Annotated in this window: 13 protein-coding genes; 6 read left to right on the forward strand and 7 right to left on the reverse strand. The window is 66.6% G+C overall.

Features of this window, described 5'->3' with window-relative positions; translation table 11 throughout:
• Window positions 1–28 precede the first annotated feature (28 nt).
• A complete protein-coding gene (gene ectA, locus IB259_RS30495; RefSeq protein ID WP_192331021.1) occupies window positions 29–589 on the reverse strand; it encodes a diaminobutyrate acetyltransferase in 561 nt (186 codons plus the stop codon).
• Window positions 586–1,134, reverse strand: coding sequence for a MarR family winged helix-turn-helix transcriptional regulator (locus tag IB259_RS30500; RefSeq protein WP_054458703.1), 549 nt, complete (start codon window positions 1,132–1,134; stop codon window positions 586–588). Before IB259_RS30500 ends, ectA begins: the two co-directional genes overlap by 4 nt.
• Before the next feature lie 260 nt (window positions 1,135–1,394).
• On the opposite strand from IB259_RS30500, the gene IB259_RS30505 reads away from it, so the two are divergent.
• The 4 genes from IB259_RS30505 (at window position 1,395) to IB259_RS30520 (ending at window position 7,641) form a co-directional block, all read left to right on the forward strand.
• Window positions 1,395–2,324 carry a MurR/RpiR family transcriptional regulator gene (locus IB259_RS30505; protein ID WP_054458705.1) on the forward strand — a complete coding sequence of 310 codons (930 nt, stop codon included), beginning with the start codon at window positions 1,395–1,397 and terminating at the stop codon, window positions 2,322–2,324.
• Window positions 2,325–2,372: 48 nt separating this feature from the next.
• The gene (locus IB259_RS30510) at window positions 2,373–3,713 is read left to right on the forward strand and encodes an aspartate aminotransferase family protein (RefSeq protein WP_054458707.1); all 1,341 of its coding nucleotides are present in this window, start codon (window positions 2,373–2,375) and stop codon (window positions 3,711–3,713) included.
• Between the two features lie 156 nt (window positions 3,714–3,869).
• Window positions 3,870–4,874 carry a TAXI family TRAP transporter solute-binding subunit gene (locus tag IB259_RS30515; protein ID WP_054458708.1) on the forward strand — a complete coding sequence of 335 codons (1,005 nt, stop codon included), beginning with the start codon at window positions 3,870–3,872 and terminating at the stop codon, window positions 4,872–4,874.
• 148 nt (window positions 4,875–5,022) lie between these two features.
• Window positions 5,023–7,641 carry a TRAP transporter fused permease subunit gene (locus IB259_RS30520; RefSeq protein ID WP_175214393.1) on the forward strand — a complete coding sequence of 873 codons (2,619 nt, stop codon included), beginning with the start codon at window positions 5,023–5,025 and terminating at the stop codon, window positions 7,639–7,641.
• Here IB259_RS30520 and IB259_RS30525 read toward each other — a convergent pair whose 3' ends face one another.
• The 5 genes from IB259_RS30525 to IB259_RS30545 form a co-directional block, all read right to left on the reverse strand.
• Window positions 7,642–8,841, reverse strand: coding sequence for a DUF418 domain-containing protein (locus IB259_RS30525; protein ID WP_192331023.1), 1,200 nt, complete (start codon window positions 8,839–8,841; stop codon window positions 7,642–7,644).
• Entirely contained in the window at window positions 8,838–9,461 is a 624-nt protein-coding gene (locus IB259_RS30530) for a TetR/AcrR family transcriptional regulator (protein ID WP_175214395.1), read from the reverse strand. The genes IB259_RS30525 and IB259_RS30530 overlap by 4 nt, the downstream gene beginning before the upstream one ends.
• A gap of 113 nt (window positions 9,462–9,574) precedes the next feature.
• Complete coding sequence (gene parC, locus IB259_RS30535) at window positions 9,575–11,914, reverse strand: DNA topoisomerase IV subunit A (protein WP_054458716.1); 2,340 nt, start codon at window positions 11,912–11,914, stop codon at window positions 9,575–9,577.
• A gap of 35 nt (window positions 11,915–11,949) precedes the next feature.
• On the reverse strand, window positions 11,950–12,555 hold the full coding sequence (locus IB259_RS30540; RefSeq protein WP_054458717.1) for a YcxB family protein: 606 nt from the start codon (window positions 12,553–12,555) through the stop codon (window positions 11,950–11,952).
• Window positions 12,555–14,516 (reverse strand): DNA topoisomerase IV subunit B, encoded by a 1,962-nt coding sequence (locus IB259_RS30545; RefSeq protein ID WP_192331025.1) that lies wholly within the window; start codon window positions 14,514–14,516, stop codon window positions 12,555–12,557. The genes IB259_RS30540 and IB259_RS30545 overlap by 1 nt, the downstream gene beginning before the upstream one ends.
• 326 nt (window positions 14,517–14,842) lie before the next feature.
• On the opposite strand from IB259_RS30545, the gene trxA reads away from it, so the two are divergent.
• Together trxA and rho are read left to right on the forward strand one after the other, a co-directional pair.
• On the forward strand, window positions 14,843–15,169 hold the full coding sequence (trxA, locus tag IB259_RS30550; protein WP_006218534.1) for a thioredoxin TrxA: 327 nt from the start codon (window positions 14,843–14,845) through the stop codon (window positions 15,167–15,169).
• A 117-nt stretch (window positions 15,170–15,286) separates the two neighbouring features.
• Window positions 15,287–16,546 (forward strand): transcription termination factor Rho, encoded by a 1,260-nt coding sequence (gene rho, locus IB259_RS30555; RefSeq protein WP_054458721.1) that lies wholly within the window; start codon window positions 15,287–15,289, stop codon window positions 16,544–16,546.
• Window positions 16,547–16,596 lie beyond the last annotated feature (50 nt).

Below are 16,596 nucleotides of genomic sequence, written 5' to 3' on the forward strand. Positions count from 1 at the left end.
CGATAAGACCGCTGGGCTTGCGCCGCCCCTAGGGGGCTGGCAAGGCGAACGGACCTATCCTCAACAACATCTCGTCGTCATGGTCCGCGCCGCCGAAAAGCTGCCGGTCGAAGAACGGCTGCTCGGAGACGTGGGCGCCGAGTTCGCTGGCCAGGCCGGCAAAGCTGCGGCGCGATGCCTGGTTGTCAGGCCCCACCGTGGTTTCGAGATAGCGGACATGCTCGAGACCCTTGCGGCGCAAGAGCTCGCGGAGCATGGCGCGGCCCAGTCGATGGCCGCGTGCGCGGGTGTGCACCGCGACCTGCCAGACAAACAAGGTGTCGGGCCGGTCCGGGATCACGTATGCGGAGATAAAACCGTCGATGCGTCCGCCGACGCTTTCGGCCAGGACGCAGGTGTCGCGGAAATGCTCAGCGAGGAGCAGGTACGCGTAGAGGGAATTCAGGTCGAGCGGCGGGCACTCGGAAATGAGGCGGTGGATGGCGGCGCCGTCTTTGCGGTCGGGCAGACGCATGGTATGGGTCTGCGCGCTGACCGCCGGCGCCACGGCACTTGAGAGGGTTGGGGTATCCAGTTCGGTTTTCTTCATGCAACGATTCCCGATTCAGGGGGTGCCCCGCCCGTGGGCACTTCAAGGATGGGCGAAGACACGTCGCCATGCGTGTCGACGGCGGCCTGGCCGTCCTGCTCCATGAGCGCCACGATGCGCTCCAGGGACAGCGTGATGGTGGCCTGTTCCAGTTCGGGCAAGGCATTGAGCGCGTCGGCCAGATGCTTTTGCAGCGGCGACGGCGCGCCTTGCGCCAGTTCGCGGCCCGCGTCCGTGGCCGTGACGAATACGATGCGACGGTCTTCGCGGCCGCGTTCGCGGCGGATCAAGCCCTTGTCTTCCAGGCGATCCAGGATCCCGACCACGGTGCTGGGACTGACGTGCATTTCGCGGCTGATCGCGGTGGCCGTCATCGGACCGTTGGCGATCACGGTGCGCAGGCACATCAGTTGCGGCGCCGTAATGTGGCTGACGGCGGACAACTGGCGCGAATGCAAGGCGATGGAACGCGTGATGCGGCGCAGGGCCCGCAAGATGCGCAAATCGTATTGCTGTGCAGGGTCGGATTTCGCGGTGTCAGTCATGGGAAAACGTGTTCGGTCAAATTCATTTCTACACAAATGATATGCGCACGATTCATTCCCGTCAAACAAAAATCCCGTTGCGTGATGTAAGTAAATGAGCGCCGATTTGCGGGAATTGGCAGCGAATTTCAAGGACTTACCTGCGAGCGAGCTTGCCTAGACCGTCAGACGCTCTAGGTGGAACCCCTTATAAAAACATATGTTTTTTTATTGATTCAAGATTTATCATCTGTTTTTTTTACAGCCTCTTCCCGCCGTACATGTCCTTGCCGTCCGACCTCCTCCTGACCCTCCAGGAAAAACTGGAACAACTGCCGCCGGAACTGCAGCGGGCGGCGCATTGGGTCGTGGCGCACCCCGCCGAGGTCGGCCTGTGGTCCATGCGGCGCCAGGCCCAGACCCTGGGCGTGGCGCCGGCAACCATGCTGCGGCTGGCGCGGGCCGTCGGCTTTTCCAGCTACGAGGATTTCCGTCAGCCCTTCCAGCAGGCCCTGGCAGGGCAGGCCGCGCCGGGACTGCGCGAGCGCGCTGCCGCGCTGCAGGCCGCGGCGGGCGAACCCGCGGCGCCCGGGCACGACGTGCTCACCGACTATCAGGTTCGGGCCATGAGCTCCGTCTGCGCGCTGAACCCGCCCTCCGCCTTCGACGCCGCGGTGCAGACCCTGCTGGAAGCCAGGCAGGTCGGCTTCCTGGGCACGCGCTCAGCCTTCGGCATTGCCTTCCAGATGCGCTACGCCTACCAGCTGGTGCGGCGCAACAGCGTGCTCATAGACGGCCTGGGCGGCGCGCCCGCCGAGCAAGCCGACAACCTGGGACCCGGCGACGCGCTGATCGTGATCTCGCAGGCGCCCTATCCCACCGCCACCGTGCAACTGGCCCGCCAGGCCGCGCAGCGCGGCGTGGCGCTGATCGCGCTGACCGATGACCCCTTGTCGCCGCTGGCGGTCGACGCCCGCCACACCCTGCGCTTCGCGCCTCCTGACCGCGAAGGCGTGCGGGCCCGCCCGGCGCGCCAGGGGCCCGGGTCGTTCTTCCACACCACCGCCGGCCTGCTGGGCCTGGCGGAGCACCTGATCGCCCGCCTGACCGCGCGCGGCGGCGAGGAGGTGCTGAACCGGCTGACCGAAGTGGAACAGCGCCTGCTCAACGACAACGTTTACTGGAGCGCGCCGCCGCGCCGCCCCGCCTGACATCCCGTCCGGATTCGCCTTCAACCTCCTGCATTGCGGAATTGCCCCATGAGCCACACCCATGTCATGCATCGTTCATTGCGCCAGACGCCTCCCGTCGCGGTCCGCGGCCAGGGCGTGTGGGTCTACGACAGCGCCGGCCGCTCCTACCTCGACGGTTCGGGCGGCGCGGCGGTCTCCTGCCTGGGACACAACCACCCCGACATCCAGGCCGCCATGCATGCGCAGATCGACGCGCTGGCCTATGCCCACACCAGCTTTTTCACGACCGAGGTCGCGGAGCAATTGGCCGAGCGCCTGGTGGCCGATGCGCCGCCGGGCATTTCCCATGCCTACTTCGTCTCGGGCGGCTCGGAAGCGGTCGAAGCCGCGCTGAAAATGGCGCGGCAGTACTTCGTGGAAATCGGCCAGCCGGAACGCCGCCACATCGTCGCGCGGCGCCAGAGCTATCACGGCAACACGCTGGGCGCGCTGGCGGTGGGCGGCAATGCCTGGCGCCGCGCGCAGTTCGCGCCGCTGTTGATCGAGGTCGAGCACGTGTCGCCCTGCTACGCCTACCGCGACCAGCGCGAGGACGAAAGCCCCGAGCAATACGGCGAACGTCTGGCGCAGGAACTGGAACAGACCTTCGAGCGCCTGGGTCCGGATACGGTGATGGCTTTCGTGGCCGAACCCGTGGTCGGCGCCACCGCCGGCGCCGTCACGGCTGTGCCGGGTTATTTCCGCCGCGTCCGCGAAGTCTGCGACCGTCACGGCGTGCTGCTGATTGCCGACGAGGTCATGTGCGGCATGGGCCGCACCGGCACGCTGTACGCAGTGGAACAGGAAGGCGTCACGCCTGACCTGATCACCATCGCCAAGGGCCTGGGCGGCGGCTATCAGCCGATCGGCGCGGTGATGGTGCAGCAGCGCATCGTGGATGCCATGCAGCAAGGCAGCGGCTTCTTCCAGCATGGCCACACCTATCTGGGCCATGCGATCGCCTGCGCCGCGTCGCTCGCCGTGCAGGAGGTGATCCGGCGCGACGGCCTGCTGGCGCGCGTGCAAGCGCAGGGCGCAGGCTTGCGCCAGCGGCTGGAGAGCGCGCTGGGCGCGCATCCGCACGTCGGCGACATCCGCGGCCGCGGCCTCTTCATGGGCATCGAGCTGGTGCAGGACCGCGCCAGCAAGCAGACCTTCGACCCCGCGCTGTCGCTGCACGCGCGCATCAAGCGCGAAGCCATGGCGCTCGGTTTGATGGTCTACCCGATGGGCGGCACCATCGACGGCCGCCACGGCGACCACGTGCTGCTCGCCCCGCCCTTCATCATCTCCGACGATGAACTGGACCAGTTGACCGAACGTCTGAGCGGCGCCATCGACGCCGCCATCGCGCAGGCGCGCGCCTAGCCGCCTGCTGCAAGCGCGGCGCAAGCGATTGCGCCGTGCCGCCCGCCTGGCGCGGGCTCGTGATGATACGCACAGGGTGCTCCGCGGCTCGCGGGGCGCACCAACCGCCGGCCAAGACCGGCAATATCACGGGGAAAAACCCCAAAAGGAGTTTGCATGACCACGTCCGTCAAACACCCCTTGGGCCATCGCAACGCCTGGACGCTCGCAGCCGCGGGCCTTGCCACGGCATTGCTGTCCACGGCGCCGGCGCCCGCCGCCGCCCAACAGAAGTTCGTCAGTATCGGCACGGGCGGCGTCACCGGCGTCTACTATGCCGCCGGCGGCGCCATCTGCCGTCTGGTCAACAAGGATCGTTCCAGTCACGGCATCCGTTGCTCGGTCGAATCGACCGGCGGCTCGGTCTTCAACGCCAACACCATCAAGGCCGGTGAGCTGGACCTGGGCGTGGTGCAATCCGACGTCGGCTTCAACGCCTACAAGGGCGAAGGCCAGTTCAAGCAGGCCGGACCGTACACCAAGCTGCGCTCGGTGTTCTCCATCCACCCCGAGCCCTTCACCGTCGTGACGCGCAAGGAAGCGAACATCAAGAGCTTCGAAGACCTCAAGGGCAAGCGCTTCAACGTCGGCAACCCCGGCTCGGGCACGCGCGCCTCGATGGAGGAGTTGCTGAGCACCATGGGCTGGACGCTGAAGGACTTCTCGCTGGCGTCCGAACTGCGTCCCGACGAGCACGGTTCCGCGCTGTGCGACGGCAAGATCGACGGCTTCTTCTATGGCGTGGGCCACCCCTCGGCCAACATCCAGGACCCCACCACCAGCTGCGGCGCCAAGCTCGTGTCGCTGACCGGTCCCGCCGTGGACAAGCTGGTCGAGAAGTACCCGTACTACGCCCACGCCTCGATTCCGGCCGGGCTGTATCCGAACAACCCGACGGAAACCAAGACTTACGGCGTGACCGCTACCTTCGTCACTTCCGCCGACGTGCCCGAGGCGACGGTCTACACCGTGGTCAAGGCGGTGTTCGACAACTTCGACGACTTCAAGAAGCTGCACCCCGCGTTTGCCAACCTGAAGGCGGCGGACATGGTGAAGAACGGGCTGTCGGCGCCGCTGCATCCGGGCGCCGAGAAGTACTTCAAGGAAAAGGGCCTGCTCTGAGGCCCAGGCCCAAGGGCCGCTGAAACGGCACGCGTGTGTGGCCGGGTCTAACCCCGCCACGCAGGCTGCCGTCCCCTGCGCACAGCAAGCGCGGGGGCTCAACGCGCGCCGCGCCGCCGGCGCGCGCCATGACACGTAGGGGAATTTCATGAATAAAGAGCCGCATACGCCGGCCCCGGACCTGGAACAGCTGGTCGCCGACGCCGACCGCGGAGGCCGCAATGTGCGCGGCCTGGCGGGCGCCACCTTGGCGGCGGGCGCGCTGATCTGGTCCCTCTTCCAGCTCTGGTACGCGTCGCCGCTGCCGTTCTCCCTGAATTGGGGCATCTTCAACGACACCGAGGCGCGCGCCCTGCACCTGGGCATCGCCATGTTCCTGGGCTATCTGGCCTACCCCGCCAGCAAGCGCTCGGCGCGCGACCGCATGCCCTGGTACGACTGGGCGCTGGCGCTGATGGCAGGCTTCTGCGGCAGCTATCTGTACGTCTTCTACAACGAGCTGGCGGGCCGTCCCGGCCAGCCGACCACCATGGACGTGGCCACTGCCGCGATTGGCCTGGCGCTGCTGCTGGAGGTGACGCGCCGCGCGCTCGGCCTGCCCATGACCGTGCTGGGCCTGGTGTTCGTGGCCTACGCGCTGGCCGGTCCCTGGTTGCCCGACGTGCTGGCGCACCGCGGCGCGTCGCTGGAACGCCTGATGTCGCACATGTGGCTGACAACGGAAGGCGTCTATGGCGTGGCGCTGGGCGTATCGGTGTCGTACATCTTCATCTTCGTGCTGCTGGGCTCGATGCTGGACAAGTGCGGCGCGGGCAACTACATGATGCAGGTGTCGTTCGCGCTGCTGGGGCACCTGCGCGGCGGGCCGGCCAAGGTGGCGGTGGTGTCCTCCGCCGTCAACGGCCTGGTGTCGGCGTCGTCGGTGGCCAATGTGGTGACGGGCGGCATCTTCACGATTCCGCTGATGAAGAAGGCCGGATACGGCGGCGTGCGCGCCGGGGCCATCGAGACCGCCTCGTCCGTCAACGGCCAGATCATGCCGCCCGTGATGGGCGCAGCCGCCTTTTTGATGATCGAGTATGTCGGCATTCCTTACACCGACATCATCCGCCACGCGATCCTGCCGGCCGCGATCTCCTACATCGCGCTGTTCTACATCGTCCACCTGGAAGCCCTGAAACTGGGCATCCAGCCCATGATGGCCTCGGGCCCCGCGCGCACGCCGCTGCAGAAGCTGGCCGGATGGGGCATGGGCATCAGCGGCACCTTGCTGGTGATGGGCGCGGTCTACTGGATAGGCACGGGCGTGCAGGCCGTGGCAGGCGCCGCGGCCATCTGGGTGTTGCTGGCCATCCTGGCCGTGCTCTATCTGTGGCTGCTGCGCGTGGCGGCGCGCCACCCCGACTTGCCGCAGGACATCGACATCAACCACCCCGTGCGCCCGCAACCCTGGCCCACGGTGCGCGCCGGGCTCTACTTTCTGATTCCCATCGGCATCCTGGTCTGGTGCCTGAGCGTGGAAGAGCTGTCGGCCGGACTGTCGGCGTTCTGGGCGGCGATGGCGATGCTGTTCCAGATGGTGACGCAGCGTCCGCTGATCGCCTGGTTCCGCAAGCAGCCGGTGTCCGCGGCCTGGCGCCACGGCTGGCGCGACGCCATCGGCGGCCTGGAGGACGGCGCCCGCAACATGATAGGCATCGCCATCGCCTGCGGCACCGCCGGGCTGATCGTGGGCGCCATCACCCTGACCGGCCTGGGCCTGCGCATGACGGCCTTCGTCGAACTGGTGTCCATGGGCAACGTGCTGCTGATGCTGATCTTCACGGCGGTGGTGTGCCTGATCCTGGGCCTGGGCATGCCGACCACGGCCAACTACATCCTGATGGCGACGCTGATGGCGCCCGTGGTGGTGGAGCTGGGCGCGCAGAGCGGCCTGGTGATTCCGCTGATCGCGGTGCACATGTTCGTCTTCTACTACGGCATCATGGCCGACATCACCCCACCCGTCGGCCTGGCGACCTTCGCGGCCGCCGCCATCTCGGGCGAGGACCCGATCAAGACCGGCATCCAGGGCGTGACCTACGCGGCGCGCACGGCCATCCTGCCGTTCATGTTCGTGTTCAACCCCATGCTGCTGCTGATCGACGTCACCTACGGTTGGGAACTGGCGCTGGTCGTGACGGGCGCCACGATCGCCTCGCTGACCTTCGCCGCCGCCACCATGCGCTGGTTCCGCGTGCGCTGCACGCTGGCCGAAGTCGGCGTGCTGCTGCTGGTCACGTTCATGCTGTTCCGTCCGGACTGGTTCATGGACCATTTCGCGCCGCGCCATGAAAGCCGTCCGGCCTCCGAGATGCAGGCCATCGCGGGCGCGCTGCCCGACAATGGAAGGCTGACGGTGGTGCTGCGCGGCATCAACCTGGAAGGCGACGAATTGACCAAGACGGTGGCCGTTGCCCTGCCCGAATTGACGGACAACCCGGGCGGGCAGGACGCGGGCCGCAAGCGCCTGGCCGAGGCCGGACTGACACTGATGAGCCTGGGCGACCAGACACAGATCGGCGGCGTGCGTTTCGGCAGCCGCGCCCAGCGCGCCGGCTGGGAACAAGGCTGGGACGTGCTGGAAGTGAAGGCGCCCAACCCGCAGCGCTGGTCCGACTTCTGGGTATATGTGCCCGCGTTGCTGCTGCTGGCAGGCATGTGGGCGCGCCAGGGCCGGCGCGACGGCGGCGCCCCCGTCGGCCGGCTGCGCGCCAAGCCGGTCTGATCAGTCAGCCCGCGCGCGCCGCCAGGCCGGCCAGGCGCCGATGGTGAGCGCGCGCAGGAACCACTCGACCGGGCCGTAGGCGTGGCGCCGCAGCCACCAGGCGGACAGCGGCAACTGCGCCGCGAACATCGCGACGGCAATGCAGAACGTCGCCAGCGGCGAGACCGAGCTGAACAGGCGCAGGCCCCAAGCGGTGAAAAGAAAGGCGCAGACCACGGATTGCATCAGGTAGTTGCTCAATGCCATCCGCCCGGCGGGCGCGAGCCAGCCCGCCAGCCGCGCCCCCGGCTGCGTGCGCATGGCCAGCAGCAAGGCCGCCGCGTACGACATGCTGAGCAACGGCGCGGTCAGCAGGTCCACCGCCAGACCCGGCAGTTCCCAGGCTGCCCCCGCTGACGGCAGCGTGCTGAAGGCGTAGGCCGCAGAACCGGCCAGGCCTGGCGCCAGGCCCAGCGCGCACAGCAACCACAGCACACGAGGCTGACGCCAGGGATCGGCCAGCGCGTTACGGCGGCCCAGCGCGTAGCCCGCCAGGAACATTGCGAACGCGAACGGCCCTTGCACGAACAGCACCGTGAACCACACGCCCCCGGTCAGCTCTTTCCAGTGCTGCGCGATGGTCGTGCCTATGCTGCCCCGGTAGGCGTCGATCGCCGCCAGGGCGTCCGCGTGGTACTGCGCCTCGTACCCGGGCGACACCGGGTCCAGATAGCTCAATGCGCCCAGAATGGCCCACAACGAGGCCGTCAGCACGATGAGCCACAGCGAAATGCGCAGCGCCCGCCGCGGCTCCATCCGCCGGCACAGCAGCAGCGCCAGGCCCAGCAATGCGTAGGTCAGCAGTATGTCGCCCTGGTAGAACAGCACCGCGTGCGCCAGCCCCAGCAAAGCCAGGCCCGCCAAGCGGCGCAGGAAGCGCGGCGCAAAAGCCGCCTGGCTGCGTTCGGCAGCGGTCATCTGCAAGGTGAAGCTGTACCCGAACAGGAAAGAGAACAGCAGGTAGAACTTGGTCTCGAACAGCCACGCGATCAGCCAGCGCATGGCCAGGTCCAAGGGCTGCGAGTACGCCGGGTCGGCCACGCCGGCGCCATAGAACGGCGACGAGAACACGCCGATGTTGACCACCAGGATGCCGAAGAGCGCGAAGCCGCGCAGCGCATCGACCTGCTCCAGCCGCGCATGGGTTGCTGCCGCGTTCATGCCTGCCCCCCTGCGGCTGCGCCTTGTTGCGCGTCGCCAGGCAGGCACCGCGACAAGGCCTGTTCCAGGAGACGGCTGCCGGCCGCCGCGCCAAAGGCGGGGTCGACCACCGACCGGCTGTAGACGCCGTCCAGCAGCAGCAACAGCGTATCGGCCATCTCGGCTGCCGCCTGCGGCGGCGTGCGTTGTGCCCACACCGTTTCCAGCAAGGCCATCAACCCGGCCTTGCGCGCCGCCTCGTTCTCCAGCACCAGCGCGTGCACGCGCGGGTTGCGCACGGCTTCGGCCAGGATCTCCATGCCCAGCCTGACGTAGGCCGGGTCTTGATGCTGCGCCAACTGCGCGGCGACCCAATCCGTCAACGCCCGCCTCGCGTCGGGCGCGGCGCACGCTTGCCGCATGCGTTCGCGCGCGGACTCGGTATCCGACGCAATCATCGCTTCGATGATTTCCGCCTTGCTGCCGTAGTAGTGGAACAGGTTGCCGGGGCTCATGCCGGCGCGGGCGCAGATCTGCGCCGTCGAGGTCGAATGGAAGCCCTGCTCTGCAAAGCAATCCGCTGCGGCGGCCAATATCTGGGTGCGCCGTTCCTGCTGCTTGATGGGGTCGATCTTGCGCATGCTATTAATAGACTGAATGATCTATCTATTAAATACCGGGATCGCGCAGCCGGTCAACAGACGAAAAAATGGCGGGCCGCAGCCCGCCATTCTCTTGTCTGCCCGCCCGGAACCTAGCCCAGCACCGGCGACAGCACCACCGGCTGCTTGGGCCGCACATCCAGCGCCCGCCCCTTGCGGGCGCGCTTGCCGATGTACGGCGCCAGCGCGTCGCCCGCCAGGATGTCCTCGGTGTGCTTGTTGCGGTAGATGCCGGCCGCGCGCAGGCCGCCCGCGCCGATGGGCACGGTCTGGTCCAGCTTGTCGGTCCCGTCCAGCCCCATCAGGATGGTGCCGCGGCCGCCGCCGGACAGCGTCTTGACCTCGTCCAGGCCGAACACCAGGAACTTGCCCTTGTGCGACAGCAGCGCCAATTGCTTGGCGCCGTCGAACAGCGGCACCGGACGCAGCAGTTCGTCGCCCTCTTCCAGGGTGATGAACTGCTTGCCGGCGCGCTGGCGGCTGACCATGTCGGACAGCTTGGCGGCAAAGCCGTAGCCGCCGCGCGTAGCCAGCAGCCAGCGGCTGTCGGGCGCGGCCGCGATCGTGTGGACGATACGCGTGCCGCTGCCCAGGTCGATCATGGTGGTGACCGGCTGGCCGTCGCCGCGGGCCGAAGGCAGCCCGGCGACCGGCACCGAATAGACGCGGCCGTTGTCGCCCATGGCGATCAGCGTGTCGGTGGTGCGGCACTCGAAGGCGCCGTACAGATCGTCGCCCTGCTTGAAGCCGAATTGCGACGCATCGTGGCCGTGGCCCTGGCGGGCGCGCAGCCAACCCTTCTGCGACACGATCACGGTGACGGGCTCGTCCAGCACCTTGGTTTCGAGCACGGCGCGTTCGGCGGTCTCGATCAACGTGCGGCGGTCGTCGCCGTATTGCTTGGCGTCGGCCTCGATTTCCTTGACCAGCAGGCGCTTGAGCGAAGCGGGATTGTCCAGCAGTTCCTGCAGGCGCACCTGTTCGTCACGCTTGTCGGCCAGTTCCTGCTCGATCTTGAAGCCTTCCAGGCGGGCCAACTGGCGCAGGCGCATTTCCAGGATGTCCTCGGCCTGGCGTTCGGACAGCTTGAAGCGTTCCATCAGCGCGGCGCGCGGCTCGTCGGATTCGCGGATCGTCTGGATGACTTCGTCCACGTTCAGGTAGACGACCATGCGGCCTTCCAGCACGTGGATGCGGTCGATGACTTTGTCCAGGCGGAAGCGCGTGCGGCGCACCACGGTGTTGGTGCGGAACGCCAGCCACTCGACCAGGATGTCGCGCAGCCCCTTCTGGCGCGGCCTGCCATCGGTGCCGATGCACACCAGGTTGATGGACGAGCTGCTTTCCATGCTGGTCTGCGCCAGCAGCGTGTTGACGAATTCGTCGCGGTCCACGCGCGAGGTCTTGGGTTCGAAGACCAGGCGCACGGCGGCGTCCTTGCCCGACTCGTCGCGCACGGCGTCCAGCAGGTTCAGCATCACCGCCTTGGCCTGCGTCTGCTCGGGCGTCAGGCTCTTCTTGCCGGTCTTGACCTTGGGGTTGGTGATTTCCTCGATCTCTTCCAGCACCTTCTGGCCCGAGGTGCCCGGCGGCAGCTCAGTGACCACCAGTTGCCATTGGCCGCGCGCCATTTCCTCGAACTGCCAGCGCGCTCGCACCTTGAGCGAACCGCGGCCGCCCGCGTAGATCTGGGCGATGTCCTCGGCCGGCGTGATGATCTGCCCGCCGCCCGCGAAATCCGGACCCGGGATCAGGGCGTGCAGCTCGGCGTCCGGCATCTGCGGATGCTTCAGCAGCGCCACGCAGGCCTGCGCCACTTCGCGCAGGTTGTGCGGCGGGATCTCGGTCGCCATGCCGACCGCGATGCCCGACGCGCCGTTGAGCAGCATCACGGGCAGGCGCGCCGGCAACATTTGCGGCTCTTGCTGGCTGCCGTCGTAGTTGGGCACGAAGTCCACGGTGCCTTCGTCCAGCTCGTCCAGCAGCAGCTTGGCGATGGGGGTAAGGCGGGCTTCCGTGTAGCGCATGGCGGCGGCGTTGTCGCCGTCGCGCGAACCGAAGTTGCCCTGGCCGTCGATCAGCGGATAGCGCAGCGAGAAATCCTGCGCCATGCGCACCATGGCGTCATAGGCGGCCTGGTCGCCGTGCGGGTGATACTTGCCCAGCACGTCGCCCACGACGCGCGCGGACTTGACGGGCTTGGCGCCAGCGGCCAGCCCCATCGCCTGCATGGCGAAGAGAATGCGCCGCTGCACGGGCTTCTGCCCGTCGCCCACGTCCGGCAGGGCGCGGCCGCGCACCACGGACACCGCGTAGTCCAGATAGGCTTGCTCGGCGTAGCGCGCCAGGGTGATGGCGGCGTCGCCATCGCCACCGCCATCGCCGCCGGGCGGGTTGGAATCGAACAAGCCGGGTTGATTGCTGTCGGTCATGATGTATTCAGGTAGACAATTTCATCGAAACGGCGTCAAAGCGCCTGCGCGGACGACATCAGCTGCGTATCGGCGACATGCGCGCGCAACTGGGTCCGCACCGCATCCAACGTGGCGGCGTCCTGCCCGCGCTTGGGGATGATCACGCCTTGCAAAGTGCCGAGAATGACATAGAGATGTTGCGGGGTTTCCTCGACCCGCCGCACATCGGACCAGTCCATGCGTCCGGAGGCGGTGGCAGTGGTATCCGTGATGCCGTCGGGGCCGAAGTCCAGCTGATGCCGTCCCAGGAAAAGCTCGTCGGGCTGACGCTTCAGCATGCGGCGCGTGTTCATCCTGACCAGCGAGGGCAGGACGTACTCGTAAGCCAGCGCCAGGAGCGCAAGAATGCCCAGGCCCACCGCCAAGCCCTGGAAATACACGGGCAGGATCCGCCCCCAGTTCGGCGTATTGCCGTCCCAGGTCTGCCAGATCAGGTAGGCCAGCAGGGCCACGATCATCAGGACCGCGAAACGCAGATGGGAGCGGTAGCGGCGACGGCGCAGCTCCGGCCGCTTGTACACGTAAGCGGCGAAGTCGGCGTAGTCGTCGGCAGTCATCTGGACGTCCATGCGGGCCGAGCCGGGCGCGGACCCGGCCATCAGATGTCCAGCTCCGCCAGATTGCCCTTCTCTTCGATCCAGGCGCGGCGCTGCGAGGACTCGCCCTTGCCCATCAGCATGTCGAACATGCGGGTGGTGTCTTCGGGCGTCTGGTCGCCATAGCCCACGGGCAAGAGGCGGCGCGTGTCCGGATTCATGGTGGTTTCCCACAGTTGCTCGGGATTCATTTCGCCCAGGCCCTTGAAGCGGCTGACGGCCCAGGCGCCTTCACGCACGCCTTCCTTGCGCAGCTTGTCCTGCGCGGCCTCGAGTTCGCCTTCATCCAGGCAGTAGATCTTGCGCGCCGGACGCTTGCCCTGCGCCGGCACGTCCAGCCGGAACAGCGGCGGCTTGGCCACGAACACGTTGCCGGCTTCGACCAGCTTGGGGAAGTGCTTATAGAACAGCGTCAGCAACAGCACCTGGATGTGCGAACCGTCGACGTCGGCGTCGGACAGGATGCAGATGCGGCCGTAGCGCAGGCCCGACAGGTCCGGGGTATCGCCGGGACCGTGCGGGTCCACGCCGATGGCGACGGAAATGTCATGGATTTCGTTGTTGGCGAAGAGCCGGTCGCGATCCACTTCCCAGGAATTGAGCACTTTGCCGCGCAGCGGCAGGATGGCCTGGAATTCCTTGTCGCGGCCCATCTTGGCCGAACCGCCCGCGGAGTCGCCCTCGACCAGGAAGACTTCGGTGCGGGTCGCGTCGCTGGATTCGCAATCGGTCAGCTTGCCCGGCAGCACGGCCACGCCCGAGCTCTTGCGCTTTTCGACCTTCTGGGCCGAGCGCTGGCGCGCCTGGGCCTGGCGGATGGCCAGTTCGGCCAGCTTCTTGCCGTATTCGACGTTACTGTGCAGCCACAGGTCCAGCGCGCTCTTGGAGAAGCCGCCGACCAGGCGCACCGCGTCGCGGCTGTTCAGGCGTTCCTTGATCTGGCCCTGGAACTGCGGATCCAGCACCTTGGCCGACAAGACGAAGCTGGCGCGGGCGAACACGTCTTCCGGCAGCAGCTTGACGCCCTTGGGCAGCAGGCTGTGCAGCTCGGCGAAACCCTTGACCGCGCCGAACAGGCCTTCGCGCAGGCCCGATTCATGGGTGCCGCCGGCAGGCGTCGGAATCAGGTTCACGTACGACTCGCGCACGGCGTTGCCGTCCTCGGTCCAGGCCACCACCCACTGGGCGCCCTCGCCTTCGGCGAAGTTCTCGTGGTCGGCCCCGGCGTACTGTTCGCCTTCGAAGAACGGCACCATCAGCTCCGCCCCGGCCAGCGCCTCGGACAGATAGCCGCGCAGGCCGTCCTGGTACTGCCAGGTCTTGGTGTCGCCGGCTTTCTCGTTGACCAGGGAAACCTTGACGCCCGGCAGCAGCACGGCCTTGCTGCGCAGGAGGTGCGTCAGCTCGCCCAGCGGAATGTTGGGGCTGTCGAAATACTTGGCGTCCGGCCAGACGCGCACGCGGGTGCCGGACTTCTTGCGGCCACCCTGGTCGTAGGGCGCCAGGGGCTCGGCCACGTCGCCGCCCTTGAAGACCAGGCGGTTGACGGCGCCATCGCGCCACACCACCACTTCCAGGCGCGTGGCCAGGGCGTTGGTGACGGACACGCCCACGCCGTGCAAGCCGCCGGAAAAGGCGTAGGCGCCGCCGCCCGCCTTGTCGAACTTGCCGCCTGCGTGCAGGCGCGTGAACACCAGCTCCACCACGGGAGCGTTCTCTTCAGGGTGCAAGCCAACGGGAATGCCGCGCCCGTCGTCCTCGACGGAAACGCTGCCGTCGACGTGCAGCGTGACCTGGATCTGCTTGCCGTATCCGGCCAATGCCTCGTCTGCGGCGTTATCAATGACCTCCTGCACGACGTGCAGGGGGTTTTCGGTTCGGGTGTACATGCCCGGGCGCTGGCGCACGGGCTCCAGTCCCTTCAGGACGCGAATGGACGCCTCGGTGTAACGTGGAGTGGCCAAGTTATCCCCAACATCTGTGGAAAAAAACCGACATTTTACGGATAAGTCCAGATTCTGCGCGGCTCCCAGTGGGATGAGCACGACCTGACCAGCTCCGAATTCGGTAGGATGATGACAGTCACAGCCAGCGCATCGGGTCGGTACCGCCCGGATCGCGACAACTGCGCCGCAACATCCTACACAAATCCAGCAACTCCTGTTGTTATTAACAGTGGTATGCCTGTTGATATTGACAGTGGTATGCTTGAGTCCATCCACAAACAAGAACAACGGCGGGGCGCGTCCCTTTTTACGCGCCTTTTGCTGCCGAACCGAGAATCACCATCATGAGCGACCAAATCAAGAACGTCAGTGACGCCAGCTTCGATGCCGATGTGTTGAAATCCGGCCAGCCGGTGCTGGTGGACTACTGGGCTGCCTGGTGCGGCCCCTGCAAGATGATTGCCCCGATCCTGGAAGAAGTCGCCACGGAGTACGCTGGCCGCCTGACGATCGCCAAGCTGAACGTCGATGAAAACCAGGGTACCGCCACCAAGTACGGCATCCGCGGCATTCCCACCCTTATGCTCTTTAAAGACGGCCAAGCTGCCGCCACCAAAGTTGGCGCGCTGTCGAAGTCGCAACTGACCGCATTCCTGGACGGCGCGCTGTAAGCCGCGTGCCGTGAACGAAGGCGCCGCCCTCGGGGCGGCGCTCATTCAATACCGCGTGTGCCCGTCCGTGGCGCGCCGCCAGAACTCTCCTTCACTTTCCCCCAAAAATCCACCGCGATGCACCTCAACGAACTGAAGGCGCTGCACGTCTCGCAGCTGCTGGAAATGGCCGCCGGCCTGGAAATCGAGAACGCCAACCGCCTGCGCAAGCAGGAGCTGATGTTCGCCATCATGAAACGGCGCGCCAAGCAAGGCGAGCAGATCTTCGGCGACGGCGTCCTGGAAGTCCTGCCCGACGGCTTCGGCTTCCTGCGCTCGCCCGAGACCTCGTATCTGGCCAGCACGGACGACATCTACATCTCGCCCTCGCAGATCCGCCGCTTCAACCTGCACACCGGCGACTCGATCGAAGGTGAAGTGCGCACGCCCAAGGACGGCGAGCGCTATTTCGCCCTGGTGAAGGTGGACAAGGTCAACGGCGTGGCGCCGGAAGCGATCAAGCATCGCATCATGTTCGAAAACCTGACGCCGCTGCACCCGAACCGCAACATCCGCCTGGAACGCGACATCAAGAGCGAGGAAAACCTCACGGGCCGCATTCTTGACGTCTTCGCCCCCATCGGCATGGGCCAGCGCGGCCTGATCGTCGCCAGCCCCAAGTCCGGCAAGACGGTGATGATGCAGCACATCGCGCACGCCATCACCACCAACTACCCCGACGCGGTCATGATCGTCCTGCTGGTGGACGAACGCCCCGAGGAAGTGACCGAAATGCAGCGCACCGTGCGCGGCGAAGTGGTCGCCTCGACCTTTGACGAACCCGCCACCCGCCACGTGCAGGTCGCGGAAATGGTCATCGAGAAGGCCAAGCGCCTGGTCGAAATGAAGAAGGACGTGGTGATCCTGCTGGACTCGATCACCCGTCTGGCCCGCGCCTACAACACCGTGGTGCCGGCCTCCGGCAAGGTGCTGACCGGCGGCGTGGACGCCAACGCGCTGCAACGCCCCAAGCGCTTCTTCGGCGCGGCCCGCAACCTGGAAGAAGGCGGTTCGCTGACCATCCTGGGCACGGCGCTGATCGAAACCGGCAGCCGCATGGATGAAGTCATCTATGAAGAATTCAAGGGCACCGGTAACTCCGAAGTCCACCTCGAGCGCCGCCTGGCCGAAAAGCGCGTCTACCCGTCGATCAATCTGAACAAGTCCGGCACCCGCCGCGAAGAGCTGCTGATCGCCCCCGACCTGCTGCAGAAGGTCTGGGTGCTGCGCAAGTTCATCCACGACATGGACGAAGTCCAGTCGATGGAATTCATCCTGGACAAGATGCGCGCCACCAAGACCAACGCCGAATTCTTCGACATGATGAAGAAGAAGTAAGCCTGGTCAGAGCCTGCGGTCCGCGGCGCCCGCGCCTTGGACCCGGCCAT

This window comes from Achromobacter sp. ACM04, from assembly GCF_014851465.1.
Lineage (GTDB): Bacteria > Pseudomonadota > Gammaproteobacteria > Burkholderiales > Burkholderiaceae_B > Achromobacter > Achromobacter aegrifaciens.

What these genes read in the sequence shown, in the direction of transcription:
- ectA (WP_192331021.1), bottom strand. Translation starts at nt 589, where the DNA reads ATGAAGAAAACCGAACTGGATACCCCAACCCTCTCAAGTGCCGTGGCG.
- IB259_RS30500 (WP_054458703.1), bottom strand. Translation starts at nt 1,134, where the DNA reads ATGACTGACACCGCGAAATCCGACCCTGCACAGCAATACGATTTGCGC.
- IB259_RS30505 (WP_054458705.1), top strand. Translation starts at nt 1,395, where the DNA reads ATGTCCTTGCCGTCCGACCTCCTCCTGACCCTCCAGGAAAAACTGGAA.
- IB259_RS30510 (WP_054458707.1), top strand. Translation starts at nt 2,373, where the DNA reads ATGAGCCACACCCATGTCATGCATCGTTCATTGCGCCAGACGCCTCCC.
- IB259_RS30515 (WP_054458708.1), top strand. Translation starts at nt 3,870, where the DNA reads ATGACCACGTCCGTCAAACACCCCTTGGGCCATCGCAACGCCTGGACG.
- IB259_RS30520 (WP_175214393.1), top strand. Translation starts at nt 5,023, where the DNA reads ATGAATAAAGAGCCGCATACGCCGGCCCCGGACCTGGAACAGCTGGTC.
- IB259_RS30525 (WP_192331023.1), bottom strand. Translation starts at nt 8,841, where the DNA reads ATGAACGCGGCAGCAACCCATGCGCGGCTGGAGCAGGTCGATGCGCTG.
- IB259_RS30530 (WP_175214395.1), bottom strand. Translation starts at nt 9,461, where the DNA reads ATGCGCAAGATCGACCCCATCAAGCAGCAGGAACGGCGCACCCAGATA.
- parC (WP_054458716.1), bottom strand. Translation starts at nt 11,914, where the DNA reads ATGACCGACAGCAATCAACCCGGCTTGTTCGATTCCAACCCGCCCGGC.
- IB259_RS30540 (WP_054458717.1), bottom strand. Translation starts at nt 12,555, where the DNA reads ATGGCCGGGTCCGCGCCCGGCTCGGCCCGCATGGACGTCCAGATGACT.
- trxA (WP_006218534.1), top strand. Translation starts at nt 14,843, where the DNA reads ATGAGCGACCAAATCAAGAACGTCAGTGACGCCAGCTTCGATGCCGAT.
- rho (WP_054458721.1), top strand. Translation starts at nt 15,287, where the DNA reads ATGCACCTCAACGAACTGAAGGCGCTGCACGTCTCGCAGCTGCTGGAA.